This is a genomic window from Colwellia sp. BRX8-5 (genome assembly GCF_014077325.1).
Lineage (GTDB): Bacteria > Pseudomonadota > Gammaproteobacteria > Enterobacterales > Alteromonadaceae > Colwellia_A.
Genome location: NZ_JACGVR010000047.1, coordinates 1 through 24929, shown reverse-complemented (window position 1 = coordinate 24929; position 24929 = coordinate 1). Strand labels below are relative to the sequence as shown.

Below are 24929 nucleotides of genomic sequence, written 5' to 3'. Positions count from 1 at the left end.
TTTCGATTAGCGGTTTTTCTTTGTTTGGCGGTGAGATAGAGATTTGAACTCTAGAAGGGCTATAAACCCTTGCTGGTTTTCAAGACCAGTGCTTTCGACCACTCAGCCATCTCACCTGAATGTCTCAAAACAATTGCTTGCTTGAAGACGAGGCGAATATTAAAGTGTAGAAAAAGACTTGTAAAGCATTTATTTAACAAAAATGTTTGTTTGCTAAAAAAAACAACAAATCGCTAGCTATTTAAACAATCTTCAAGGGTGTGTATGGGTAATAACAATTTTTCTGTAAACAAGTGCCGCTGTTCTTGGCTTGATACCTCAAAACCTGATTATGTAAAATACCACGATGAAGAATGGGGAGTGCCGGTTCATGACGATAAAGTGATGTTTGAATCCCTTGTTTTAGAATCAGCACAAGCTGGCTTAAGTTGGTACACTATTCTTAAGAAACGTGAAGGTTACCGTACGTTATTTTTAGACTTTGATGTAAATAAAGTTGCAAGGTTTACTAACGACGATGTAGAACGTTTAATGCAAGATGCCTCAATAGTACGCAACAGGCTAAAAATAGTAGCGGCTATTAATAATGCACAACGATTTATTGAAATACAGCAAGAGTACGGAAGTTTTTGTCAGTTCATCTGGTCTTATGTTGATAATAAAACCCAAGTTAACAGTATAAATGATACAGAGAAATCAGTTGCTACGTCGCCTATTAGTGATAGATTAGCCAAAGACATGAAGAAGATTGGCTTTAAATTTCTAGGCTCAACAACCTTATATTCACATTTACAAGCAACCGGATTGATAAATGACCACTCAAATAGCTGTTTTAGAAAATAAGTGAGTAATACCTTGGAAAAATAACAATCACCAACAAGCCACCAATGCTAGTTAATGCGGCTAAATTTTTTAGTTACAAATATTCACAAATTATTAGTAAATATCAACAAATTTAAGCAACTAAATAATAGTATTTTAAAAAACGCCATGTCATAATATGTCAAGATGTCATAAAGAAAGTTTAAGAGTACTCTTGAATTTGACTTAAATGGCCTTATCTAAAAAGTATAACTAAAGTTATCAGAGGAAGTTTTATGCAATCAAATATTGGTTTACAAGCGAGTAAAAGCTCAGCTATAGAAATTAACAAGGTACTTAAAAATACCTATATGTTGTTATCAATGACATTAGCTTTTAGTGCCGTTACTGCCGCTATTTCTATGTCGTTGAACTTGCCACACGGCGCAGCTCTTATAATGACATTAGTCGCTTTTGGCTTAATGTTTGTTGTAAACAAAAAAGCTGATTCAGCGAGTGGTATTTTTTGGATTTTTGCATTCACTGGTTTAATGGGAGCCTCTCTAGGCCCTATGCTTAACCATTACGCTGCAATGCCTGCAGGTCCTGGAATGATAATGCAAGCCTTAGGTGGTACTGCATTAATATTTTTCGCCTTATCGGGTTATGCATTAACTAGCAAAAAAGACTTCTCGTTTATGGGTGGTTTTTTGATGGTCGGTTTAATTGTGGTAATAGTTGCAAGTATTGCAAATATTTTCTTTCAAATACCGGCTCTTTCATTAGCAGTTAGCGCAGCTATTATCATGATTATGTCTGGTTTAATCTTGTTTGATACTAGTCGTATAATTAATGGTGGTGAAACCAACTACATTCGAGCAACTATTTCTTTATACTTGAATATTTACAACATCTTCGTGCATTTATTACACCTTTTAGGTGTAATGGGCGGCGATGATTAATATCGTAAGATAATAGAATGTAAGTGAGTTATTGCTTATAATATAAAACCTCGTTGATCTTACGGTCACCGAGGTTTTTTTATATTCATTTATAATCACTATTTACTTGTGTATGTAGGACATTTTGTGAAAAAACTCGCCTTTGTTATTACCACCCCGCCCAACAGTAACTTAACGGCTACTGCTATTAATATGGTTACCGCTGCGTTAAAGAGTGATATTAACGTTGTTGGCGTATTTTTTTATCAAGACGGTGTTTTAAATGGTAGCCAGCATCTTGCACTCCCTAATGACGAATACCAAGCCCATCGACAATGGCAACAATTACATCACGACTATGATATTCCTTTACACTTATGTGCTACTGCAGCAGAAAAACGTGGACTAAGTGATGATATTAATGATGGTCAAGCCGTTACTATTCATCAGGCATTTACCTTATCGGGCCTAGGTGAGTTAGTAGAATTGAATGTCAACGCTGATCGTCTAATTCAACTGTAAGGTATTTATCATGTCTGAAGCCAAAAAATCACTTGCTATCGTTAATGCCAGCGCACCCTTTTCAGCAGCAAATGCTAAAGATTCTCTTGATGTTGCCCTTATTTTTGGCTCTTATGAACAAGCCATTAGTTTGTATTTTCAAGGCGATGGCGTTTATCAATTAATACCCAAACAACAACCTGAATTTATCCAACAAAAAGACTTTTTAAAAACGTTAGCGGCATTAGAGTTTTATGATATTGAAAACATTTATGTTTGCCAACATTCACTGACTCAACGTGGCTTGGCTAACGATTTTTCTATTGAAAACGTAGCAGTACTTGACCGTGCAGAGTTCTCGATATCATTACACCAACATCAATCAATATTAAGGTTTTAACCCACATGAGTATGCTTCACTTAGTGCGCACATCCGCTTTTCAAACAAGCGACTTTGAACAATGTCTTGACGTAATACAAGCAAATGACACTATCGTGCTACTTGATGATGGTTGCTACAACCTTAGTCATGATTTATGGCAACAAGCCTTAAGTAAAATAGCGCTGCCCGCGCTTTATATTGTTGAAGCGCACGCACAAGCAAGAGCTATAACGATTGATAAAGAAAAAATAAACACTTTATCACTCGATGCATTAATGACATTGATTTGTGCAACAGAAAAATCGGTAACTTGGCAGTGAGTTTATTTTTTAATGAGCAAGAAATAGCCACCGACAAGCAAGGTTATTTAATTAACTTTAAAGACTGGCATACAGATTTAGCGCAGATAATTGCTGATAAAGACCAATTGGTATTAACGGAGCAACACTTTGAAGTTATACGCTTCGTTAGAGAGTTCTACCTGACTTACAATACGTCTCCGGCAATAAGAGCGTTAACAAAAGCGATGAAAGCAGAATTTGGTGAAGAAAAATCAAGTAGTCGGTACTTATATCGATTATTCAAAGAAGGGCCAGCAAAACAAGCAACAAAGTATGCTGGTTTACCAAAACCAGCACGCTGTATTTAAACGTTTTACTCTCCGACTATCAATATTAAACTTTAATATTGATAGTGAAACCACTGCTACCTGATGTTGGTAATGCCACGGAGTCAACACTGCCAGCCGAGGCGATAAGCTTTAGCGCCATTTCACCTTCAAGCTCTTGCTGACCTTTAGATAAGGCTGCGGTTTTTAATGCATAACCTGTAGTTATATCTGTTTGCACACTTTCAATATTATTCAATGATAACGACATAAAGCCTCTCACGTTTTAGCTATGCACATAGCAAGTTAGAACAAGTACAACATTTGTCACAAACTATATCGACTCTCTTTATCATAACTTTAGTCAATGATAACATTTAATCAAAAGCTGATAATAACGCTTCCACAGGATGACGAGTCTGCATGTTTCCTAAACGCTTTGTTTGGCTTCTACAGGAGTAGCCAGTCACTAAGACTTGTTTAGCCTCTAATTTAGCTAACTTATCTTGCCAACTCATTTCAAATAACATTTTTGAGTTTTCAAAATTTACTTGCTCATGTCCGTAAGTACCAGCCATACCACAACAGCCCACAGAGACGTTTTCAAGTGTCAAACCAAATAACTTGAATATCTCACGCCATTGCCCTTCACTACCGGCTAATGCCGTTTTCTCAGTACAATGCGCAAATAATTTATAAGGCGCTACTGGTTTATCACCCGTTAGTGATGAAAGTGCTGTTTTAGTATTCTGATGTTCTATAACCGTTAATAACCATTCATGGGCTAACAGCACGTGAAAATCGCCACGCTTATCACCGAGCGTTTGTTTATATTCGTCGCGATAGCAAAGCGTTAATGAAGCATCTAAACCGACCATAGGTATATTTAACTGATGAAGTTCATTTAAAAATTCAGCGGTATTTTTAGCTGTCTTTGCAAATTTAGCTAAAAATCCTTTTACGTGCTGCGGTTTACCATTAGGTTTAAACGGTAATAATATTGGGGTAAAACCTAACTTTTCAATTAATGCCATCATAGCTTCAACGACGTTAGCATCATAAAAAGAAGTAAACGGGTCTTGAACGATCAGCACATGACTCGCTTGTTGCTCTTTATTGAGCCCTTGTAAATAAGCAAGATCAAAGGATTGATAATTTTTTTCTCTGACTTGCTTTGCTAAGGTAGGTACAGAAAGTATCGGTGTATCAATATAACCAATCGTTGCTCGTGAAAATTTGTCGTACCATTTATGGGATAATACCGAATTAATTAATTTCGGAGATTTGGCCATTAATGGCGTTAATGTTTCTACATTAGCGACTAAGTGATCTTTTAACGGACGGAAGTATCTTGAATGATATAAGTTAACAAAGCGCGCTCTAAAATCTGGAACATCTACTTTTACAGGGCATTGACTCGCACAAGCTTTACAGGCTAAACAGCCTTGCATCGCTTCCATCACTTCGTGAGAAAAATCTTCTTTTTGATGTGCTGAAAAACGATTTTTTATCTTATCTAATAAACGTTTTACAGACCAATGCTGAATGTTTTCTTCTAAACTAAGAATGTCGACACCCTTAGCTTCTAAAAGACGTAACCACTCACGCATCAAGCCTGCTCTACCTTTCGGTGAATGTCTTCGGTCACGCGTTACCTTGCTTGAAGGACACATTGGGCTGTCTACATCATAATTGAAACACAAGCCATTGCCATTACAGTCGAGCGCTGAACTAAATGAATCTTTTACCGTTATAGGTATTTGCCGGTCATAGAAACCCCGTTTAGTGTCATCAACCGAGACTAGTTTTTCACTCGATTCAAGTGGCGTACAAATTTTACCTGGATTCATTTTATTATGCGGGTCGAAAGCACTTTTAATTTTTCTTAGTTCAGTAAATAAATGCTCACCGAAAAATTTTGGACTGTATTCGCTGCGATAACCTTTGCCATGTTCACCCCACATTAAACCACCATATTTAGCGGTTAACGTTACCACTTTATCAGAGATTTCGCGGAGCAACTTTTCTTGTTCAGGATCGCACATATCGAGTGCTGGACGAACATGTAAAACACCCGCATCAACATGACCAAACATGCCGTAGTGCAAACCATAACTATCGAGTAATGCGCGAAACTCAACAATGTAATCCGCTAAATTTTCGGGTGGCACGGCAGTATCTTCGGCAAAAGCTAATGGTTTTTGACTACCTGCTGTGTTGCCTAACAAGCCAACGGCTTTTTTTCGCATACCATAAAGTTTATTGATACTGCTTAAATCAGTGGTCACTTGATAACCAATAACACCGGTATTATTGCTAATGTCGCTATCTAAACGTGCTGTTAATTGTGCGACCTGATCGGCTAACGCTTCAATACTGGTGCCGTTGTACTCAACAATATTAATACCGTCCATGACTTTACTGTCAACATCGGTGATTAGATCACGCACCGAATGCCAGACAATATCTTGTTTGGCTAAATTTAAGACTTTTGAATCGATGGTTTCAACTGAAGTCGATTTAGCTTCAACGAGTGCCGGTGAATGGCGCAGCGCAGAATCAAAACTGTCATATTTAATTACAATCAGTGTTTTAGCTTTTAAAATTGGCGTTAAGTTGAGTTTTGCCTCACAAACAAAGGCTAACGAACCTTCTGAACCGGTGATCAAACGAGAAATATCAACTTGGCTTAAATCATCATTAAAAACATTTTCTAGATCATAACCCGTTAAAAAACGATTTAAACGCGGAAATTTTTCTAAAATCAAGGCTCGGTTGTCACGACATGAGGCCAGTACTTGTTTAACAATATGGCCGTAACTGCTATTTTGTTGCGCGAGTTCTTCCGCTTCCTCAATGGACATCGGAGATGTTGACAGAAAGTCACCGTTGGCTAAAACCGATTCTAGGGCTAAAACATGATTAGAGGTTTTGCCATAGACCAGAGAGCCTTGTCCGGAAGCATCAGTATTAATCATGCCACCAATGGTTGCACGACTACTGGTTGATAAATCTGGAGAAAAGAAAAAACCGTGTGGACGTAAATAATCATTTAATTGATCTTTGATGACGCCCGCTTCAACACGTATCCAGTTTTCTTCAATATTAATTTCTAAAATACGGTTCATATATTTTGACAAGTCAACGACAATGCCTGGCGTTAAGCTTTGTCCATTGGTGCCAGTTCCACCGCCACGCGCACTAAACTTAATACTTTGATACTTTGGCGTTGAAGACAATTGACTGATCAATTGTACGTCTTGCTTACTTCGAGGATGTAAAACCAATTGTGGTAATTGTTGATAAATGCTGTTGTCGGTAGCAACCGCTAGCCGAGCACTATATTGGCAATTAATTTCACCGCTATATTGACTGTTACCAAGCTCCTGAGAAAACTTTTGATACAGTGGAGCGATAAGTTCTTGGTGTTCTAATGAAGGTAAGCTCTGAGACATAGACGAAAAACATATTAACGATTTAAGGTTAAGCTAAGTATATCACGTCAGTTTTGAATTATGACTCAAGTTTTGTTGAAGAGTGCAAAAAGGCTAAGAACTTTTTAACTAAACTTATAGTAAAAAGAACCTAGCCTTTGTTTATTATATTGCCAGTGAGGCTATGACCTCACATTATTCACCGATAAACCACACTATACGATTATTTATTCTTGTGGTTTTCAGCAATATACAACCAAGTCGCTAATACCGTATCTGGATTAAGCGAAACACTGTCGATACCTTCTTCAACCAACCATGCGGCAAAATCAGGGTGATCTGACGGGCCTTGGCCACAAATACCCACATATTTACCACGCGCTTTACAAGCTTTAATCGCCATCGACAATAAGGCTTTAATCGCAGGATTACGTTCATCAAATAAATGAGCGATTAAACCAGAGTCACGGTCTAAACCTAGTGTTAATTGCGTTAAATCGTTTGAACCGATAGAAAATCCGTCAAAATGATCTAGGAATTGATCAGCTAACAAACAGTTCGACGGTAATTCACACATCATAATAACGCGCAAACCATTTTCACCACGTTTCAGACCATTCTCAGCGAGTATTTCAATAACTTGCTCGGCTTCTTCTACCGTACGAACAAATGGGATCATGACTTCAACGTTGGTAAAATCCATGTCGTTTCGCACGCGTTTAATCGCTTCACACTCAAGTGCAAAACATTCACGGAAATCTTTAGAGATATAACGTGCTGCACCGCGATAGCCAATCATTGGATTTTCTTCTTCCGGTTCAAACACGTCGCCGCCAACTAAGTTAGCATATTCGTTTGATTTGAAATCAGACATTCTAACGATTACTTTCTCAGGCGAATAAGCTGACGCTAAGGTTGCAATACCTTCAGTTAGCTTAGCAATATAAAATTCAACTGGGCTAGCATAACCAACGATAATGTCGTTAATTTCATCTTTTAAATCGTCAGATTGCTCGTCAAAATTTAACAACGCTTTTGGATGAATACCAATCATCTTATTAATAATGAATTCTAAACGCGCTAAACCAATACCCGCATGAGGTAAACGAGCAAAACCAAAGGCTCTGTCTGGGTTACCAACATTCATCATTATTTTTAATGGAACTTCTGGCATCGAATCAACTTGTGAAGTTGTTACAGTAAAATCAAGTTTACCTTTGTAGATAAAACCGGTATCACCTTCAGCACAAGAAACGGTAATATCATCACCATTAGCAATACGTTTTGTCGCATCACCACAACCAACAACCGCAGGAATACCCATTTCACGAGCAATAATTGCAGCATGACAAGTTCTACCACCACGATTAGTAACAATCGCAGAAGCACGCTTCATAATAGGCTCCCAATCAGGGTCGGTCATATCGGTGACTAAAACATCACCGGGCTTAATTTTATCCATTTCAGCCAGTGAAGCTAAAACCTTTGCTTCACCACTACCAATTTTGTGACCTATTGAGCGACCTTCACAAATAACATCAGCGGTTGTTTGTAATTGAAACTGTTCCATGACATTAGCGCTTTCACGGCTTCGAACTGTTTCAGGGCGCGCCTGAACGATGTAAAGCTTACCGTCTAAGCCATCTTTAGCCCATTCAATATCCATTGGACGTTGATAATGCTTTTCAATAATAACGGCTTGTTTGGCAAGTTCTTGAACTTCATCATCGGTTAATGAAAATTGATTAGACAACTTTTCTTCAATATCAACAATTTCAACTTGTTTGCCATGACTTTGATCTGTGGTGTAAATCATTTTTATGGCTTTACTACCGATATTACGACGAACAACCGACGGTCTACCTTTAGCAAGTGTAGGTTTATGAACATAAAATTCATCAGGGTTAACTGCGCCCTGCACCACCATTTCACCTAAACCGTAACTTGAGGTAATAAAGACTACGTCTTCAAAACCAGACTCAGTATCAATAGAGAACATCACACCGCTTGAAGCAATATCACTACGTACCATACGCTGAATGCCAGCAGATAAAGCAACACCACGATGGTCATAACCTTGATGAACACGGTAAGAAATAGCACGGTCGTTAAATAAAGAAGCGTAAACATGTTTGATCGCTATCATCACAGCGTCAAAACCACGTACGTTTAAGAAAGTTTCTTGTTGTCCCGCAAAAGAAGCATCGGGCATATCTTCTGCCGTTGCTGAAGAACGAACAGCAAATGAAGCATCGTCAGCAAAACCATCGGCTAAGGTGGTGTAGGCTTTTGCTATATCTTGCTGCATTTCAGGTAGAAATGGTGTTTCTATGATCCAATTACGGATTGTTTCACCTGATTTTGATAATGCGGCTAGGTCATCAACATCTAAATTATCAAGTAACTGATATATTTTGTCGTTGATGCCACTTTGTTCTAAGAATTCATTAAATGCATAGGAAGTCGTAGCAAAACCACCTGGGACTTGCACGCCTACGTTTGAAAGGTTTGAGATCATTTCACCAAGTGATGCATTTTTTCCGCCAACGCGGTCAACATCATTCATTCCTAAAACTTCATACCAAAGTACATTTTCTTGCACGACATCTTCTCCAAAAAAAAAGAAACAAAAATAAATAGATTTATGAGTTATATCAGTATATTTATAGCTTAAGACATTTTACACTGCGAACTTTATAAACTGAAATGTTATTTGAAACATTTCAGTATAAGTTACAGTTATACCCATTTGATTAATTGAATGGCCTAGTTTTCATCAGAAAAATGGGTAAATGTCCTGCATAAAATTTATTAAGTCATTAACCTACTTATTAATTTTATCTGGCAGTAGTCATTTATTTTAACTATAAAAAAACTCAGCTAATTTTATTGGTTGAGTATTAAAAATAATAAAGAGGTTTTTAAATGCGCGCTGCTTTTTATATTTCTGATGGCACAGCCATTACATCAGAGGTTTTTGGTCATGCTTTGCTTTCACTTTTTCCTATGGAATTTGATCACGACACTATTTCATTTGTTGAAACTGTTGAAAAAGCAGAAGCGGCAAAAATAAAAATTAATAAGGCCGCTAAACGTACCGGTATGCCACCGTTAGTTTTTCATACCTTTGTTAATAACGACATTAGAAAAATTATTGATAGTTGTGATGGCGTTATTTATAACTTCCTAGAGCATTTTGTCGCGCCACTTGAGAAAGAACTGCAACTAGACGCTAAGCCTACCGCTCATCGCACGCACAGTATTCACGAAAATAGTTATGATTATCGTATTGATGCGGTTAATTATTCACTGGCCAATGATGATGGTTCAAATGTTACCAATTATGAGCATGCCGACGTTATTCTCGTGGGTGTATCGCGCTCGGGTAAAACACCAACCTCGTTATACCTCGCACTACAATATGGTATCAAAGCAGCGAACTATCCTTTTACTGATGATGATATGGACGACCTGACTTTACCTGACTTTTTAAAACCTCATAAAAAGAAACTGTTTGGCTTAACTATCGACGCACAACGCTTAATTGATATTCGCGGTGAAAGATTAGCGAACAGTAAATATTCATCAGCACGACAGTGTCGAATGGAAGTTAGAGAAGTGGAAAAACTGTATAAAAAAGAAAAAATTCCCTTCCTTAACAGCACAAAGTTTTCAGTAGAAGAAATATCAGCAAAAATCCTCAATGAAACAGGGTTACAACGCTATAAATATTAACTTAGTTCAAATTAATCTTTGAAAATACAGAAAGCATTTCACATAAGCCGCTAATTTGGTTATGTTAGCGCGATAAATTATATTGCGCTGGCTTTTTTATTGCGCATTAACGCCTTCAAATAAAAAAATTAGATTACCATGACTATTAAAACGGATGAATTTAGAACCACGCTAATTGAAAACCTTGTTTCTCCTGAAGAATTAGCACAGCAAATCCCACTAGATGATGAAACAGCGAGTTTTATCATCCAAAGCAGAAAAGACATTGAAGCGATTATCACCGGTGACGACGACCGTTTACTGGTCATTATTGGCCCGTGTTCAATTCACGACACCACTGCTGCTGTTGATTACGCAGAGAAACTTAAAGTATTACATGATAAGTACCGAGATGATTTATTGATTGTCATGCGTGTTTATTTTGAAAAGCCTCGTACAACGGTTGGCTGGAAAGGTTTGATCAGTGACCCTGATTTAGATAAATCTTTTCATGTAGCCAAAGGCTTAAACCTGGCTCGATCGTTATTAATGGATATTAATAAGCTCGGTTTACCTGCAGGTACTGAATTTTTAGATATGGTGACCGGCCAATATATTTCAGATTTAATAAGCTGGGGAGCTATTGGTGCTAGAACAACTGAAAGCCAAGTTCACCGAGAATTAGCTTCAGCACTTTCATGTCCGGTAGGTTTTAAAAATGGCACTGACGGTAATGTACAGATCGCTGTTGACGCCATCAACGCCTCAAGTGTGCCTCATGTTTTATACTCACCCAATAAAAGTGGTCAAATGTGTATTTATCAAACGCATGGTAACCCATTTGCTCATGTTATTTTACGTGGCGGTAAAGAGCCGAACTATCACGCAGAAAACATTAGTAAGACCGGTGAAGTATTGGCTAAAGCTGGCTTAGAAAATCGTATTATGATCGATTGTAGCCATGGTAATAGTTTTAAAGACCATAGCAAACAAATTGACGTTGCTCGCTCTTTAAGAGCTCAAATGGAGCAAGGCGACAAGGCTATATTTGGTGTAATGGTTGAAAGCTTCTTAGTTGAGGGTAACCAAAAAGTGGTTGATGTTAACAAACTCACCTACGGACAAAGTATCACTGATGCCTGTATTAACTTAGACACCAGTGTCAGTTTGTTAGATGAGTTATCGGCGGCTGTTCAAGCTAAACGTTCAACTCAACGTTAAATTTATCTATAAGGTATATTTCAACGCTTAAATAAAAAAAGCCGCTGAGGATAACTCCCCTGCGGCTTTTTTATATTCAGCAAAATTTATCTAAATGAAACGAAACCAAACACCGTGACGTAAAGTGTTTGGTTAGCTCCGTTTGCTGCTAATGCTCAACCAATTCTTTCTTTTGAATATAACTGAGTACTAATTTATCTTTTTTGACACCAACTTTCGCCACGCCACCGTGTGTTAGATCACCAAACAATAATTCATTAGCTAATGGTTTCTTTAAGTGCTCTTGTATTAGACGTGACATAGGTCGAGCGCCCATCGATTTATCATAACCGTTAACAGCCAACCATTTTCTAGCGTCTTTCGTTAATTCTAATGAAACGCCTTTTTGATCAAGTAGTGCCTGTAGTTCAACAATAAATTTATCAACCACTTGTTGAATAACAACTTCATCTAAATGGTTGAACCAGACAATATTGTCTAAACGATTTCTAAATTCAGGTGAGAAGGTTTTATTAATTTCACCCATTGCATCAATTGACTGATCTTGTTGTTTAAAACCAATAGATTGGCGAGTTATTTCATGAGCTCCCGCATTGGTTGTTAACACTAAAACAATATTTCTAAAATCAGCTTTACGACCGTTATTATCGGTTAATGTTCCGTGGTCCATGACCTGCAATAAAATGTTATAAACATCTTCATGCGCTTTTTCAATTTCATCTAACAAAACCACAGAATGAGGATGCTTGATTACTGCATCCGTTAATAAACCGCCTTGCTCATAACCAACATAACCTGGAGGAGCACCTATTAAGCGGCTTACCGCATGTTTCTCCATGTACTCTGACATGTCGTAGCGTAATAGTTCGACACCTAAAGATTTAGCTAATTGTTGTGTTACTTCTGTTTTACCCACCCCAGTTGGCCCAGCAAATAAGAACGAACCAACAGGTTTGTGTTCATTACCTAAACCAGCACGAGATAAGCGAATTACTGACGTCAGTTCATCAATAGCGTGGTCTTGTCCAAAAACAACCATTTTCAAGTTACGGTCTAATGTCTTAAGGCTGTCTTTTTCTGATGATGAAACTGACTTTTCAGGGATCCTCGCCATTTTGGCAACAATAGATTCTATATCACTGTCGTTAATTACTTTTTTACGCTTCGAAGCAGCAACTAATTGTTGTTTTGCACCCGCTTCATCAATAACATCAATGGCTTTATCGGGAAGAAAACGCTCATTGATATATTTAGCCGACAATTGTGCAGCTGCACGCAAGGCTTTATTGGTATAACGAATACCGTGATGTGATTCGTATTTTTCTTTTAAACCATGCAATATTTTAGTGGTGTCATCAACACTTGGCTCAACAACATCTATTTTTTGAAAACGGCGCGCTAATGCACGATCTTTTTCAAAAACACTTTGGTATTCTTGGTAGGTCGTTGAACCCATGCAACGAAGTTTTCCTGATGATAATAATGGTTTTATTAAATTAGAAGCATCCATCATGCCACCGGAAGCAGCACCAGCACCAATTATCGTATGAATTTCATCGATAAATAGAATGGCATTGCCCTCTTCTTCCAACTCTTTTAATAAGCCTTTAAAACGTTTTTCAAAATCACCACGGTATTTGGTGCCCGCTAATAAAGCGCCCATATCAAGCGAGTAAATAGTGGTTTCAGCTAAGAATTCAGGTACATCGTCAGAAATAACTAAATTGGCAAGTCCTTCGGCAATAGCCGTTTTACCCACCCCTGCTTCACCAACAAATAAAGGGTTATTCTTACGGCGACGACTTAGCACCTGTAAAGTTCGTTCTAATTCGCTATCGCGACCAATTAGCGGGTCAATATTCCCTTTTCTCGCTTCTTCGTTAAGATTGGTAGCAAAGTTTTCAATAGTACGGGGTTCTTCAACGTGAGCTTCTTCGGTAGATTGCGGAGAATCCGTATGTTCTATTTTAGAAATTCCATGAGAAATGAAATTTACAATGTCTAAACGACTAATGTCTGATTTTTTCAGAAAGTAAGCCGCTTGAGATTCTTGTTCACTGAAAATAGCAACCAGGACATTGGAACCGTTAACTTCACTTTTTCCAGAAGATTGCACATGAAAAACAGCTCGTTGTAATACACGCTGAAAACCTAACGTTGGTTGAGTTTCACGTTCAATTTCCCCTTCTGGGATCACTGGCGTTGTTTCTGCTATAAAATCTAATAACTCTTTACGTATTTTTCCCATATCGGCAGCACAAGCTTTAAGCGCTTCGATTGATGAAGGGTTATCTAATAAGGCTAATAATAAATGCTCAACCGTCATAAATTCATGACGGGAGTCCTTGGCTTGACGGAAAGCCATATTTAATGATATTTCTAAATCTTTGTTCAGCATAGACTACTCCACTTTAAACCATGCGAATTCACGCTTTTTCCATTGTACATTGCAATGGGTGCTCATTTTCTAATGCGTATTGATTAACTTGTTCAACTTTTGTTTCTGCTATTTCAGCAGTAAAAGTACCGCATCGCCCCTTTCCTTTATAATGAATCTCTAACATTACGTCGGTCGCCTTATCTGAGTTCATATTAAAAAATCGACACAGCACATCTATGACAAAATCCATCGGCGTATAATCATCGTTAAGTAACACAACAGTATACATAGGGGGCTTTTCAAATTGCTCTACAAGTTCGTCTTCAAGGACTTCTTGATTATCTAGTAACTCTTTCCACTTGCTCATAATTTTATATTAGTCTGTACCTAGTGATTTTGCTTTAACATTTAAAAAAATAAATATTCAATTAACTGATAAAATTAACTTGATTATTTATATAACTTGTCTACTGTTTACTTTAGTGATTATTTTTTAATCATTAATACATTTATGTTAATGCTTTTATGCAAGCATACCTAATTACCGATGTAGAAGGAAGTTGAAGTATGGCTCACGGGACAGTGAAGTGGTTTAATAATGCAAAAGGGTTTGGTTTTATTCGTCCAGAGGATGGTGGTGAAGATATTTTCGCGCATTATTCAACAATCCAAATGGAAGGATACCGTACATTAAAAGCTGGTCAAGACGTTGATTATGAACTAAATGCAGGCCCCAAAGGCCATCATGCTGCTAGTATTACACCTGATGAAATTGAAGCTATGGGTGAAGAATAATTTTCTATTGCGCTGCAATAATACAATAAAATACCTGTTTGCTCATCTAGCAACCAGGTATTTTTTTATCAGTGCTTGTAACTAATTGAAATAGAGATACCCAAGCGAAACATAAGCAACATAAAACAAGAGTAAAAAGATTGCTTTTAGTTTGCCTATTGAATGACCAAACAATAAGAACACGGTCAATACCAACGTAATAAATAATAAAGCCCACTGATCAAACTCGGCAAATCTTCCTTGGAACGAAATGGGTGAAATTAAAGAAGAAACACCAAGAATACCCAGAATATTAAAAATGTTACTGCCAACAACATTTGCAACAGCTACATCCATGTGTTTTCTTAATACCGCCATTACCGAAATAGTAAATTCGGGCAGTGATGTCCCTATAGCAACTAAAGTGAGCCCTATAAGCGCGTCAGATACTCCTAAGGCTTTGGCAATAATCGTTGCTCCAGTAACAAACCATTGTGCTCCTAGCATAAGAAAACCTAAACCGAATGCAATCGATAATATCACCAGCCAAGTTTTGTGAGGTTTAGTGTGTAGCTCTTTTCCTTCAGCTTGGTGGAGTTTGTGCGAAGCCGTATTATGATTTTTCTCTTTGTAAATGGTGAAACCTAAATAAGCCAAAAGCGCACTAATCATCACCACACCAGAAATAATAGAGAAAGAACCGGTTAGCCCTATTAAAATCAATAAAGAAACAGCACCTAGCATCACTATCGCATCACGTTTAAGGGCAGACTGTTTAAACGCCAAAGGGGCTATTAATCCACAAGTACCAATAATAAGACCAATATTACCTATATTACTCCCCATGATGTTCCCTAATGCCACAGCTGAATTGTTATTCATTATGGCATTTACTGAAACGATTAATTCTGGCATGGAGGTGCCAAAACCAACAATGACTAAACCACTTAAAAAGGGAGAAACGTTAAGTTTGTTCGCGGCAGACATGGCTCCACGTATCAAAAGTTCACCGCCAATGATTAACATCAACAGTCCTGCAATCATCATTATATAATTCATTAATTTGCCTGAAGATATCCAACAAAAGTATTTTCTATATTATATCTTTAAAATACCAAAAAGATGACAGTTTTTTGTAGGCTTTGTTGACGTTAACTTCTATAATTGTGAATATTATGATCAATAAAAATATTAAGCCTTAAATCTTGTTTTACTTCATATCCAGCCTGTTATTATCCGGCTTTTGGTTTTTACTTACTGATGGTGATCTTGCTTCATTGCTTGTTGGTGTTGTTTTCATCCCCATGAGCATTTTTGTATCTGCCAAATTGTCAGAAAAAACCGACAGTGCTAATCGCACTTTTTACATCAACATTGCTAAAGTACCTAAATTCATTTGGTTTTTCATTTATCAATCGATAAAGGGAGGAACCGACACAGCAGTGCGAGTATTCTCTGTTGACATGAAATTACAGCCTGAATTTATTCACTATTCAATTAAGCATTTACCGGCTGGTTCACCAATGAACTTATTTATGAACGTGGTTAGCTTATTGCCAGGTTCGGTAAGTGTTATTAGAGAGCCTACCCGTGTACTGGTTCATGTGCTAACAGTTACCAGCAGTTCATTAGAAGATATATATCAATGTGAACTCGCTATTTGTGAGCTTTATCATTTAGATATTTCTCCACAAGAAAATTATTCATCGACGAAAATAGCGAGTAAGTAATGACTTTTTTTTACACTATCGTGGTTATCATTTTGTTAATCTGCTTAATCGTTGGGCTGCTCAGAGTATTAATTGGCCCTGATAACGCCAACCGTATGTTAGCGGCACAATTATTTGGCACCATAGGCACAACAATCGTTCTTGTTTTTTCGGTATTACAAAATAACGAAGTTATCACTAACGTTGCTTTAGTCTTTACCTTATTAGCATCGATTACCGTCATTGCCTTTTTAAAGTTAGCAGAGCAGCCGATCGACAACGTTAGCCCATCAGAGAATCATAAACATGATAGCTAATATATTTACCATCATAATGTTGTCATTAGGATGCCTATTTTTTATCGCTGGGACGATAGGACTATTACGCTTTCCTGACGTATTTTGTCGCCTACATGCTTTGACTAAATCTGATAATTTAGGCGTAGGTTTAATCACCTTAGGGTTACTACCACAAGTTAATAGTGTTTCTATGGCAATAAAAGTCATCTTGGTATGGGCATTATTATTACTGACAAGTGCGACGAGCTGTCATTTAGTGGCCCGCCATGAACGCAGAAGACAAATGGTGGAACATGATGGTAATCAGCACAACAACGGGAACAATAACAAATGAATAGTGAATTATGGATTGATATCTTATTGTGTCTTTGCGTTTTAGTTATTGCCGGTTCAATGTTTTTAGTCAAACAGTCGTTCACCGCCATTGTATTATTTATTAGTCTTGGACTGGTGATCACCCTTTGCTGGATCCAGTTGAATGCCATTGATGTTGCGATCGCTGAAGCGGCCATTGGCGCAGGTTTAACGGGAGCAATGTTGCTAGCGTCATGGCGCAAACTATCAATAGATAAGCCCACAGATAAGAAGGGTCGAGGTGATCTTTGATAAAATTTTTAGCAAAAAATAGTGATGTTATTGAAAAAACGCTCATTATTATTTTAGTCACCCTGTTTACTGCATTTTTCATTTTTGCTTTATTTAACCAGGCACCACATGGCAATGAACTACAAGCGTTAGTGTTAAATTCGCTTGATAAAACGGGTGTAACGAATATCGTTACCGCTGTGCTGTTAAATTATCGTGCTTACGATACTTTTATTGAATTTGCTGTTTTTTTAGTGGTGGCGATAGCTGTGTTACCCTACATATTAGATACCCCTGTTTTGACCTTTACCCTTCAGGAAGAGTCGCAAGTCTTACTGATCGCCAAGGTCTTTATCCCCTTAACCATTATTATGGCCGGTTATTTACTGTGGATTGGTTCAACAAAGCCCGGTGGCGCTTTTCAAGCTTCGGCTTTGCTAGCTGGCTGTATAGTTTTATTATCATTAGCAAACGTACAAGTTATCGATTTTACTAAACTACGCTATCGCTTGTTAATGTCGTTAGGGCTAATCGCTTTTATTGCTGTGATACTACTTCTTTATTTGCAGTCCCATGCTTTTCTCACGTTTCCTGTTGAGTTAGCCGGTGCCAGTATTTTAGTGATCGAATTTTTTGCAACTTTCGCGATTGCCTTAATATTATTTCTTTGTTTTGAATCGATTAACAAAGGGCATGCGTAATGGAATTATCCCAAACTAATTTATACACCCTTTGCTCAATTTTATTGTTCGCTATTGGCTTGCTAGGATTTTTATTGAATAGCGACTTTATTCGTAAATTATTGGGCCTAAATGTCATTGGAATTGCTATTTTTATGTTGCTACTTGCTATTGCGCATACCTACCCTAATGCTATTGACCCTGTTCCTCATGCCATGGTGTTAACAGGAATAATAGTTGCTGCAGCTGGTACCGCTTTAGGTCTTAACTTAGCCTCTAAAATAGCCAAGTTCGCGCGATTAGTACAAAAAGAAGAAGCGGCTACACAATCAGAGTCGGTCTATGAAAATAGTAGCAATGATACTCAAGGTCGAGGTTAATTTGATTAATAATTTCATTACAACTTTTTCATTACCGGCATTAATGATACTCCCTATGGTTATTGCTATTATTTGCTTTGTGGCAGGTAATACGAAATTAAGCCGACTAATCAGTGCTATTAGCTCGATAACGTTAGTGGTTATCTGTGCTCTACAAGCGGGTTATGTTTTACAACAAGCCGTAGCCATTGAGTTAATTATTGGTGGCTGGCAGCCGCCACTAGGCATAAGATTATCGATTAACGAATTTAGCGCCATTATGCTGTTAATGACCTCGACAATAGGTTTAGCTATCACATTTTACAGCACACAATATTTTGATGATAACGAAAAAGAAGTCCGCTTCTGGCCTTTATGGTGGTTTTTAATCACCGCCTTAAATGGTATTTTTATCTCGTCTGATATTTTTAATACTTATATTATGCTCGAGCTCTTGGGGCTTTCTGCAGTAAGTTTAATTGCTATTCAAGGCACGCAACAAGCACTACAAGCATCATTTCAATACCTATTAGTTGGCCTGTTTGGTTCGTTAATGTATTTATTGGGTGTGGCTATTATTTATCGTACTTATGGCGTTCTCGACAATCAACTGGTTGCTAATTTAGTTGAAAGTAATAGCAGTATGCAGTTAGCGTTAGCCCTTATTACCTTGGGTATGATGATGAAATGCGCTTTATTTCCATTACACTTTTGGCTACCTTCAGCCCATTCCAATGCTTCTGCGCCAGTAAGTGCAATGTTGTCTGCTTTAGTGGTTAAAGCCGCATTTTTTATCCTTTTTACCTTTTGGTTTAAAATTCTCGCGCCAGTGGTTACATTTACGGCGGTGACTATAATGGGTATATTTGGCGCCATGGCGGTCATTTATGGCTCATATCGGGCTTTTACTTCACCCAGATTAAAGCAATTAATTGCCTACTCTACTGTTGCACAAATTGGTTATTTATTTCTCGCATTTCCGTTAATGTTTACCACGCCTGATTTAGCACGAACTGCAGTCATTTACTTTATTGTTGCCCATGGCTGTGCAAAAGCCGCGATGTTTTTAGCCGCCGGCGTTATTCAGAAAGCGATGGGGCATGATCAATTATCACAACTACAAGGCATAGCATCACAGCTCCCCATTAGTATTTTTGTTTTTGCGGTAACCAGTGCTAGTTTAATTGGGCTGCCGCCAAGCGGAGGTTTTATTGCTAAATGGTTATTATTGAATAATGCCGTAGAAGCTCAACAATGGTGGTGGGTATTAACCCTCTTTATTGGCGGCCTATTAGCGAGTGCTTATCTATTTAGAGTACTCAATTTGGCGTTTACCACACCGACTCAGGAAAACTCACTTACCGTTTTAGCTATCAGTGAAAGTAAGCTTTTAGGTGCAGTTGGACTCTCTGTTATTACCATCATTATTGGTTTAAATGCGATGTGGTTAACTAACCTAATTACGGGTAGTTACTCATGATTAATGTTGTAAATGAGCTTCAAGGACAATTAGCATGTTAAACGACTGGCTACCGCTTATTATTTTAATCGTTGCCTTTAGTACCGGCATTTTGATGATGGTCATCGATGAGAAAAATGAAAAACTCAGAACATCTGTTAATTTAACGAGTGCGGCAATTAATATTATCTTAATTGGCATAATGCTCTTGGGCGTTTCTCAAGGCGCTGTATTTGAAACAAGATTACCGCTATTACCTGATATTAACTTAGTACTCAAAGCTGATGCTCTGTCTTTAGCCTTTGTGACACTATCGGGCGTGTTATGGTTTTTTACCACTATTTATGCCGTGGGTTACTTTAAGAAAGGGAAACACAAAAGTCGATTCTTTGGCTTTTTCAGTCTCTGTGTTTTTTCAACATTAGGGGTCGCTTTAGCGGGTAATTTAATTACTTTTCTAATTTTTTATGAACTCCTTACCTTAGCGACATACCCATTAATTGTTCATAAAGGTAATGACGATTCGTTGAAATCTGGTAAAACCTATTTACGTTATACGATGATCGGTGGCGCTATCTTAATGGTTGCGGTTGTCTGGTTAAAGTCTATCGCGGGTGCTTTAGATTTTTCAACGCCAGATATCTTACTTAATACCCCTAATATTGACCCAACCACCATCACTATTATTTTTGTTATGCTGATGATAGGTTTAGGCGTTAAAGCGGCTTTATTTCCTCTGCATGGTTGGTTACCTCGTGCAATGGCAGCACCCGCACCGGTTAGCTCATTACTGCATGCTGTAGCGGTAGTAAAAGCTGGAGCTTTTGGCATTATACGTGTGGTTTATGATGTGTATGGCGTCGACCTAGCAAGTTCTTTAGGTGTTTTACAAGTCCTGTTGGTCTTTGCATGTTTTACCATTATTTATGGTTCGGTTAGGGCTATTTATCAAGATGATATAAAAAAGCGTCTTGCTTATTCAACGGTTAGTCAGGTGTCATATATAACGCTAGGCATAGCACTCGCCGGCCCTATTGCGGCCGTTGGTGCTATTATGCATTTAGTGCATCAAGGGCTAATGAAAATCACTATGTTCTTTTGTGCTGGTCTGCTCGCTGAAACACATCACATTTATAAAGTTAGCCAGTTAAATGGCATTGCTAAAAAAATGCCGATCACCATGACTGCCTTTACTATCGCAATTTTAGGCATGATTGGTATACCGCCAATCGCGGGCTTTGTTTCTAAGTGGTACCTTGGTGTTGGCGCTATTGAAACAGGTAATGCTTGGGTAATAGCAGTGCTAGCGGGTAGTAGTTTATTAAACGCAATTTATTTCTTACCTTTGGTTTATCGCGCATGGTTCCTTGCTCCATCACAAGAGAATCAAGATACCGAGCACGCCAGTTTACCAAGACAATTATCCACACCGGTACATGCTACCCAACACGCAGAATTACCTGCAGAGCCACATACTGAGCATCAAAACCATGTAGAGAACAAACCAACGCTAGAAGCACATTGGATGATGCTTTTACCACCGGTTGTTACCATAACTTTTGCTATTTTGGCGGGATTATTCGCTAATAGTCAATACAGTGCATTAAGCTGGTCAAAGCTGATCGCAACCTCTGAATCTATTGGATTTAATCAAACAACAACTCTTTTGCAATCGTCGATTTTACCTCAGCAAATGTCAAGCTGGTTAGTTTGGTCTATTATATTACCCTTGATATTAGCCGCATTAATTATCATACGTCCCAAAGCTATCAAACTTACCTATTTAATGCCACTTTGCGCCATTCCTGCTATTTATTTAGGCTTACAACCTGAATATTATTTTCAAAGCATACCGTTCTTATTTTTTGGTAGTGAACTTTCACTTGATAAGCTCAGCCAAGGTTTTCTATTGCTGGCGGGGCTATTATGGTTACTAAGCTCAACGTATGCTTTATTTTATCCTCATTTGGGTGATAATAAATCTAACTTTATGGCGTTATTTTGTGTCGCCATGGCCAGTAGTTTTGGTTTAGTCCTGAGCACAGACATGTTTGGATTTTTGACCTTTTTTACTTTTATGAGTTTGTCGTCTTATGTGCTCATTATTAGAGATAAAACAGCCGCCGCAATATCAGCCGCTAATGTCTATATAAAGTGGGTCATTATCGGTGAAGTTGCTATTTTTAGTGCTTTTTGTATTCTCAATTATATGGACTTAACCCAACACACTGTTAGCCCAACGTTATTACAATTTATGGGACTGATGCTGATTGTTGGTTTTGGTATAAAAATTGGCTTATTTGGTTTCCATTCTTGGTTACCTCTTGCACACCCTGTTGCTGCGGTGCCCGCTAGTGCCTTATTAAGTGGTTTTATGGTAAAAGCCGGTATGATTGGTTGGCTTAAGTTTTTCCCTTTTCAAGCAGATGATTTGGCCACATTCTCTCAGTTAGGTTTACTGACTATTGCCATTGGTGCCCTTGGCGCCTTTTATGCGGCAATAAAGGGCATGAGTCAAAAGGATCCTAAAGCGGTACTTGCCTATTCTACGGTAAGCCAAATGGGCATATTATCTGCTTGTTTTGGTGTGATATTAGTCTTTCCAGCACTTAGAGATGCAATGACCACGGCTATTATTTTTTATGCTATTCATCACGGGTTAGCTAAGTCGGCTTTATTTTTATCTGTGGGAATTACGCCACTATTAAATAAACAAAGTAATACGCCAGTCTATTTACGTGGTATGACTTATATCACCATGATATTACCTGCGTTATCCTTGGTTGGGGCAGCCTTTACCAGTGGTTTTTTCGCTAAAAATGAAGTCAAAAATTTGTTGAGTGACTTACCTTATTTAAAATATGCAATTATTGTCAGTGCATTATTTACTGGACTATTAATGTGCCGTTTTATCCATATGGCTTACTATAAAGGTCAGAAAAATAGCGCTCATGACAGTAAACCTCAATACCCATTACTGGTTGTTTGCCTAGTTAACACCCTACTAGTGCTGTTAGCGCCTTGGTATTTACTTAATGAAAAGTACACCTTAACCAGTTTATTATCACTGGTGACCCTAAACAGCTTTATATCATCGTTAATCCCGATATTTCTTGCCGTTGTTGTCTATAAATTACTGGTGACCTTTAAACTAGACGGACGCGTAATTTTCAGCCTCGATGCATTCAAGCTAATAGCGATAAATAAGCCTTTCTCAACAAACGAAAAGCTAATAGCAAATATTGAGCAAGAGAAAGCTATTGATCTAGGCTTAATGGCTCAACTGAAATCTTTTATTAATAAAAAGCTCTCACCTCAGGAAGTCATGCCACTGAATATGCAGTCAACCTATGTGTCAGTCGTTTTAATCGGTGTTTGTATTTTATTATTAGTAGCGTTTAGCGTTTAGCGTTTAAATGTAATGTGCCATCGTCTAATGAAAGATAAACAGAGATATTTACAATAATTCAGTTACAATGCAGGACTTTAGTCTATTAACTAAACACGACTAATAAATGGTTATGTTATTGGAGTACCAAATTGACGATAGAGCATGGTGATAACACAATAATTTTAAAAGAAAATATTATACATATAACGTTGAAAGGATCTTTTAATGAGTATGGTGCTGAAGAAGTCTCGCAAAAGACATCAGCAATAATTAAGTCGCTCAATCAAAATAAGTTTCTGATACTTGTTGATCTTTCAAACTTGGATGGTGCTACGCCAGACGCATTTAATATCTCTAATAAGTTTAATGAGTGGCTCAATGGTCAAAATATGGTAGCAAAAGCTATCGTTATTACTTCGCAGGTAATAAAAAGTATTGACCAACAATGGGTGCCCTCCAAAGCGGTTCAAAATATAGAGTATTTTGATAATGAAGACGATGCATTAGTTTGGTTAAACAAACAGATTTAATACAAAGTGTTTGTTTAGTTTTTATTTGAAATTCAAGATAAGTTGTAACTGAGTTGTCGTACACTAAAATAAATATTTTAGTGATAACGACAGATTTATATTATTATCACCTTCAATTAAGTGTTCTGCTACAAAATCTTGAGTATCTGGATAAACAATCTTTTCCCCCAGTAAGTTTTTTACTGTAAAGAACAACGAATATCGCTCGGTTTTATAATTATAATTCGCATTAAGTAAATATGAGGCTTGCGCTTTATTTCGCTTGCTGATCGTGCGTAATGAAAATCCCAAAGTTTGTCGCGTATCCCAAGGATATGATAGACCAAAAGCTGTGATAAACCTGGGGACAATTGCAGCTAATTTATCATCAGATATTTCCCTGTTTCCTTAGTGGCTATAAGCAAAATTAGCAAATACCGTGTAGTTTTTTAAAACACGTTGATAATCCAATTCAATTCAATACCACTTCGATCAAAACTGCCTGAATTAAAAAACTGACTAGATTGTTACTGAAACCTCTTTGAATAAATTGTAATTTTCAATGCGACGCTTTTCAAACTCCATACCGCTATTTAGCGTTAAATGATTATTCCAATGATAATCAAAAGTGACTCCAGTTCGCCAACGGGTATTGTTGTCACCATTATTATCAAAGCGAAATCCTCCGTCATTGCCCAAACTAAGTACATTTCGTGAGACGAATTGTAAATAAAATTGATTATATTCACTGTAAACTTGCATATTGGCGTGTTCAAACTGCCAACTTTTATCCATATGCAGTGAACTACCCCGCGACTTCGCTTCGCTCTGATCACGGGGCTTCTGCAATCTAGCTTTTGATAACTAGGCTGCTTCTTTTTTCTCAGATCCCACACCAAACTTTGATAGCTCAAAGACTTTCATTTTAGAAGGTGATTTCTGCTGAAATTTGGGCAACGCCCTAGCTAATATCCCATTAGCTATTAACTCTTTTTCGCCTGTGTCTGCAACAGATTTAGCTGCTGCTAAATCTCTGCACTGTACTAATCCACAGCTCACACAGGAAAATTCTCGCACACTCAAATCGAATTTATGCTCATACTTACATCCATAGCAAATGCCGGAAGATTTCACAAACCGACCAATTTCATGGTAAACTACGCCATTTAATTCAGCCTTATAC

At 37.7% G+C, this 24929-nt stretch carries 26 protein-coding genes and 1 tRNA gene; 18 read left to right on the top strand and 9 right to left on the bottom strand.

All coding sequences use genetic code 11. The features are described 5' to 3' along the window. Positions 1-25: 25 nt before the first annotated feature. A tRNA-Ser gene (locus tag H4J62_RS19080) sits at positions 26-116 on the bottom strand. Between the two features lie 148 nt (positions 117-264). On the opposite strand from H4J62_RS19080, the gene H4J62_RS19075 reads away from it, so the two are divergent. The 6 genes from H4J62_RS19075 (at position 265) to H4J62_RS19050 (ending at position 3274) form a co-directional block, all read left to right on the top strand. After that, on the top strand, positions 265-843 hold the full coding sequence (locus H4J62_RS19075) for a DNA-3-methyladenine glycosylase I (RefSeq protein WP_070373647.1): 579 nt from the start codon (positions 265-267) through the stop codon (positions 841-843). A gap of 254 nt (positions 844-1097) precedes the next feature. Further along, positions 1098-1763: a Bax inhibitor-1/YccA family protein gene (locus H4J62_RS19070; RefSeq protein ID WP_070373648.1), complete on the top strand. Its 666-nt coding sequence runs from the start codon at positions 1098-1100 to the stop codon at positions 1761-1763. Between the two features lie 126 nt (positions 1764-1889). Continuing rightward, on the top strand, positions 1890-2264 hold the full coding sequence (gene tusD / locus H4J62_RS19065) for a sulfurtransferase complex subunit TusD (protein WP_182215995.1): 375 nt from the start codon (positions 1890-1892) through the stop codon (positions 2262-2264). 10 nt (positions 2265-2274) lie between these two features. Beyond that, positions 2275-2643, top strand: a complete 369-nt coding sequence (tusC, locus tag H4J62_RS19060; RefSeq protein ID WP_182215997.1) for a sulfurtransferase complex subunit TusC — start codon at positions 2275-2277, stop codon at positions 2641-2643. Between the two features lie 5 nt (positions 2644-2648). Next, positions 2649-2945 (top strand): sulfurtransferase complex subunit TusB, encoded by a 297-nt coding sequence (tusB, locus tag H4J62_RS19055; RefSeq protein ID WP_182171813.1) that lies wholly within the window; start codon positions 2649-2651, stop codon positions 2943-2945. Then, the gene (locus H4J62_RS19050; RefSeq protein ID WP_182216104.1) at positions 2936-3274 is read left to right on the top strand and encodes a TusE/DsrC/DsvC family sulfur relay protein; all 339 of its coding nucleotides are present in this window, start codon (positions 2936-2938) and stop codon (positions 3272-3274) included. The genes tusB and H4J62_RS19050 overlap by 10 nt, the downstream gene beginning before the upstream one ends. A gap of 25 nt (positions 3275-3299) precedes the next feature. On the opposite strand, the gene H4J62_RS19045 is transcribed toward H4J62_RS19050, so the two are convergent. The 3 genes from H4J62_RS19045 to ppsA form a co-directional block, all read right to left on the bottom strand. Then, on the bottom strand, positions 3300-3503 hold the full coding sequence (locus H4J62_RS19045; RefSeq protein ID WP_070373653.1) for a hypothetical protein: 204 nt from the start codon (positions 3501-3503) through the stop codon (positions 3300-3302). 106 nt (positions 3504-3609) lie between these two features. Further along, entirely contained in the window at positions 3610-6687 is a 3078-nt protein-coding gene (locus H4J62_RS19040) for an FAD-binding and (Fe-S)-binding domain-containing protein (RefSeq protein ID WP_182215998.1), read from the bottom strand. Positions 6688-6889: 202 nt separating this feature from the next. Next, on the bottom strand, positions 6890-9268 hold the full coding sequence (gene ppsA / locus H4J62_RS19035; protein WP_182216000.1) for a phosphoenolpyruvate synthase: 2379 nt from the start codon (positions 9266-9268) through the stop codon (positions 6890-6892). A 323-nt stretch (positions 9269-9591) separates the two neighbouring features. Here ppsA and H4J62_RS19030 point away from each other — a divergent pair, with 323 nt between their 5' ends. Beyond that, positions 9592-10401: a pyruvate, water dikinase regulatory protein gene (locus tag H4J62_RS19030; RefSeq protein ID WP_070373656.1), complete on the top strand. Its 810-nt coding sequence runs from the start codon at positions 9592-9594 to the stop codon at positions 10399-10401. A 138-nt stretch (positions 10402-10539) separates the two neighbouring features. After that, positions 10540-11601 carry a 3-deoxy-7-phosphoheptulonate synthase gene (locus H4J62_RS19025; protein WP_182216001.1) on the top strand — a complete coding sequence of 354 codons (1062 nt, stop codon included), beginning with the start codon at positions 10540-10542 and terminating at the stop codon, positions 11599-11601. A 148-nt stretch (positions 11602-11749) separates the two neighbouring features. Here H4J62_RS19025 and clpA read toward each other — a convergent pair whose 3' ends face one another. After that, a complete protein-coding gene (gene clpA / locus H4J62_RS19020; RefSeq protein WP_182216003.1) occupies positions 11750-13999 on the bottom strand; it encodes an ATP-dependent Clp protease ATP-binding subunit ClpA in 2250 nt (749 codons plus the stop codon). Positions 14000-14027: 28 nt separating this feature from the next. After that, positions 14028-14348, bottom strand: a complete 321-nt coding sequence (gene clpS, locus H4J62_RS19015; RefSeq protein WP_070373659.1) for an ATP-dependent Clp protease adapter ClpS — start codon at positions 14346-14348, stop codon at positions 14028-14030. Between the two features lie 200 nt (positions 14349-14548). On the opposite strand from clpS, the gene cspD reads away from it, so the two are divergent. Continuing rightward, a complete protein-coding gene (cspD, locus tag H4J62_RS19010; protein WP_070373660.1) occupies positions 14549-14776 on the top strand; it encodes a cold shock domain-containing protein CspD in 228 nt (75 codons plus the stop codon). Positions 14777-14857: 81 nt separating this feature from the next. Here the strand turns inward: cspD and H4J62_RS19005 are convergent, their stop codons facing one another. Then, entirely contained in the window at positions 14858-15814 is a 957-nt protein-coding gene (locus H4J62_RS19005; protein ID WP_182216004.1) for a calcium/sodium antiporter, read from the bottom strand. A gap of 146 nt (positions 15815-15960) precedes the next feature. On the opposite strand from H4J62_RS19005, the gene H4J62_RS19000 reads away from it, so the two are divergent. The 9 genes from H4J62_RS19000 to H4J62_RS18960 all read left to right on the top strand — a co-directional run bounded on the left by H4J62_RS19000 (position 15961) and on the right by H4J62_RS18960 (position 23767). Beyond that, positions 15961-16485: a Na+/H+ antiporter subunit E gene (locus H4J62_RS19000; protein WP_182216006.1), complete on the top strand. Its 525-nt coding sequence runs from the start codon at positions 15961-15963 to the stop codon at positions 16483-16485. Further along, entirely contained in the window at positions 16485-16781 is a 297-nt protein-coding gene (locus H4J62_RS18995; protein ID WP_182216008.1) for a monovalent cation/H+ antiporter complex subunit F, read from the top strand. The genes H4J62_RS19000 and H4J62_RS18995 overlap by 1 nt, the downstream gene beginning before the upstream one ends. Continuing rightward, positions 16771-17097: a monovalent cation/H(+) antiporter subunit G gene (gene mnhG / locus H4J62_RS18990; RefSeq protein ID WP_182216009.1), complete on the top strand. Its 327-nt coding sequence runs from the start codon at positions 16771-16773 to the stop codon at positions 17095-17097. Before H4J62_RS18995 ends, mnhG begins: the two co-directional genes overlap by 11 nt. After that, entirely contained in the window at positions 17094-17369 is a 276-nt protein-coding gene (locus H4J62_RS18985; RefSeq protein ID WP_182216011.1) for a DUF4040 domain-containing protein, read from the top strand. The genes mnhG and H4J62_RS18985 overlap by 4 nt, the downstream gene beginning before the upstream one ends. Then, a complete protein-coding gene (locus H4J62_RS18980; protein ID WP_182216012.1) occupies positions 17366-18049 on the top strand; it encodes a Na(+)/H(+) antiporter subunit B in 684 nt (227 codons plus the stop codon). The genes H4J62_RS18985 and H4J62_RS18980 overlap by 4 nt, the downstream gene beginning before the upstream one ends. Further along, positions 18049-18408, top strand: a complete 360-nt coding sequence (locus H4J62_RS18975; protein ID WP_182216014.1) for an NADH-quinone oxidoreductase subunit K — start codon at positions 18049-18051, stop codon at positions 18406-18408. The genes H4J62_RS18980 and H4J62_RS18975 overlap by 1 nt, the downstream gene beginning before the upstream one ends. Continuing rightward, positions 18371-19867: a complex I subunit 5 family protein gene (locus H4J62_RS18970; RefSeq protein ID WP_182216016.1), complete on the top strand. Its 1497-nt coding sequence runs from the start codon at positions 18371-18373 to the stop codon at positions 19865-19867. The genes H4J62_RS18975 and H4J62_RS18970 overlap by 38 nt, the downstream gene beginning before the upstream one ends. A gap of 34 nt (positions 19868-19901) precedes the next feature. Next, a complete protein-coding gene (locus H4J62_RS20555) occupies positions 19902-23255 on the top strand; it encodes a complex I subunit 5 family protein (protein ID WP_182216017.1) in 3354 nt (1117 codons plus the stop codon). A gap of 131 nt (positions 23256-23386) precedes the next feature. Continuing rightward, positions 23387-23767, top strand: a complete 381-nt coding sequence (locus H4J62_RS18960; RefSeq protein ID WP_182216019.1) for an STAS/SEC14 domain-containing protein — start codon at positions 23387-23389, stop codon at positions 23765-23767. Positions 23768-24265: 498 nt separating this feature from the next. Here the strand turns inward: H4J62_RS18960 and H4J62_RS18955 are convergent, their stop codons facing one another. Continuing rightward, a complete protein-coding gene (locus H4J62_RS18955) occupies positions 24266-24541 on the bottom strand; it encodes a hypothetical protein (RefSeq protein ID WP_182216021.1) in 276 nt (91 codons plus the stop codon). Positions 24542-24610: 69 nt separating this feature from the next. Further along, positions 24611-24929: zinc ribbon domain-containing protein (locus H4J62_RS18950; protein WP_182231363.1), on the bottom strand; the 319-nt coding region annotated here is incomplete at its 5' end.

Excerpts from the sequence above, each read along its gene's own strand:
- H4J62_RS19075 (WP_070373647.1), top strand. The coding sequence starts at position 265 with ATGGGTAATAACAATTTTTCTGTAAACAAGTGCCGCTGTTCTTGGCTT.
- H4J62_RS19070 (WP_070373648.1), top strand. The coding sequence starts at position 1,098 with ATGCAATCAAATATTGGTTTACAAGCGAGTAAAAGCTCAGCTATAGAA.
- tusC (WP_182215997.1), top strand. The coding sequence starts at position 2,275 with ATGTCTGAAGCCAAAAAATCACTTGCTATCGTTAATGCCAGCGCACCC.
- tusB (WP_182171813.1), top strand. The coding sequence starts at position 2,649 with ATGAGTATGCTTCACTTAGTGCGCACATCCGCTTTTCAAACAAGCGAC.
- H4J62_RS19045 (WP_070373653.1), bottom strand. The coding sequence starts at position 3,503 with ATGTCGTTATCATTGAATAATATTGAAAGTGTGCAAACAGATATAACT.
- H4J62_RS19040 (WP_182215998.1), bottom strand. The coding sequence starts at position 6,687 with ATGTCTCAGAGCTTACCTTCATTAGAACACCAAGAACTTATCGCTCCA.
- H4J62_RS19030 (WP_070373656.1), top strand. The coding sequence starts at position 9,592 with ATGCGCGCTGCTTTTTATATTTCTGATGGCACAGCCATTACATCAGAG.
- H4J62_RS19025 (WP_182216001.1), top strand. The coding sequence starts at position 10,540 with ATGACTATTAAAACGGATGAATTTAGAACCACGCTAATTGAAAACCTT.
- clpA (WP_182216003.1), bottom strand. The coding sequence starts at position 13,999 with ATGCTGAACAAAGATTTAGAAATATCATTAAATATGGCTTTCCGTCAA.
- clpS (WP_070373659.1), bottom strand. The coding sequence starts at position 14,348 with ATGAGCAAGTGGAAAGAGTTACTAGATAATCAAGAAGTCCTTGAAGAC.
- cspD (WP_070373660.1), top strand. The coding sequence starts at position 14,549 with ATGGCTCACGGGACAGTGAAGTGGTTTAATAATGCAAAAGGGTTTGGT.
- H4J62_RS19005 (WP_182216004.1), bottom strand. The coding sequence starts at position 15,814 with ATGAATTATATAATGATGATTGCAGGACTGTTGATGTTAATCATTGGC.
- H4J62_RS18995 (WP_182216008.1), top strand. The coding sequence starts at position 16,485 with ATGACTTTTTTTTACACTATCGTGGTTATCATTTTGTTAATCTGCTTA.
- mnhG (WP_182216009.1), top strand. The coding sequence starts at position 16,771 with ATGATAGCTAATATATTTACCATCATAATGTTGTCATTAGGATGCCTA.
- H4J62_RS18985 (WP_182216011.1), top strand. The coding sequence starts at position 17,094 with ATGAATAGTGAATTATGGATTGATATCTTATTGTGTCTTTGCGTTTTA.
- H4J62_RS18975 (WP_182216014.1), top strand. The coding sequence starts at position 18,049 with ATGGAATTATCCCAAACTAATTTATACACCCTTTGCTCAATTTTATTG.
- H4J62_RS18970 (WP_182216016.1), top strand. The coding sequence starts at position 18,371 with ATGAAAATAGTAGCAATGATACTCAAGGTCGAGGTTAATTTGATTAAT.
- H4J62_RS20555 (WP_182216017.1), top strand. The coding sequence starts at position 19,902 with ATGTTAAACGACTGGCTACCGCTTATTATTTTAATCGTTGCCTTTAGT.
- H4J62_RS18955 (WP_182216021.1), bottom strand. The coding sequence starts at position 24,541 with ATGGATAAAAGTTGGCAGTTTGAACACGCCAATATGCAAGTTTACAGT.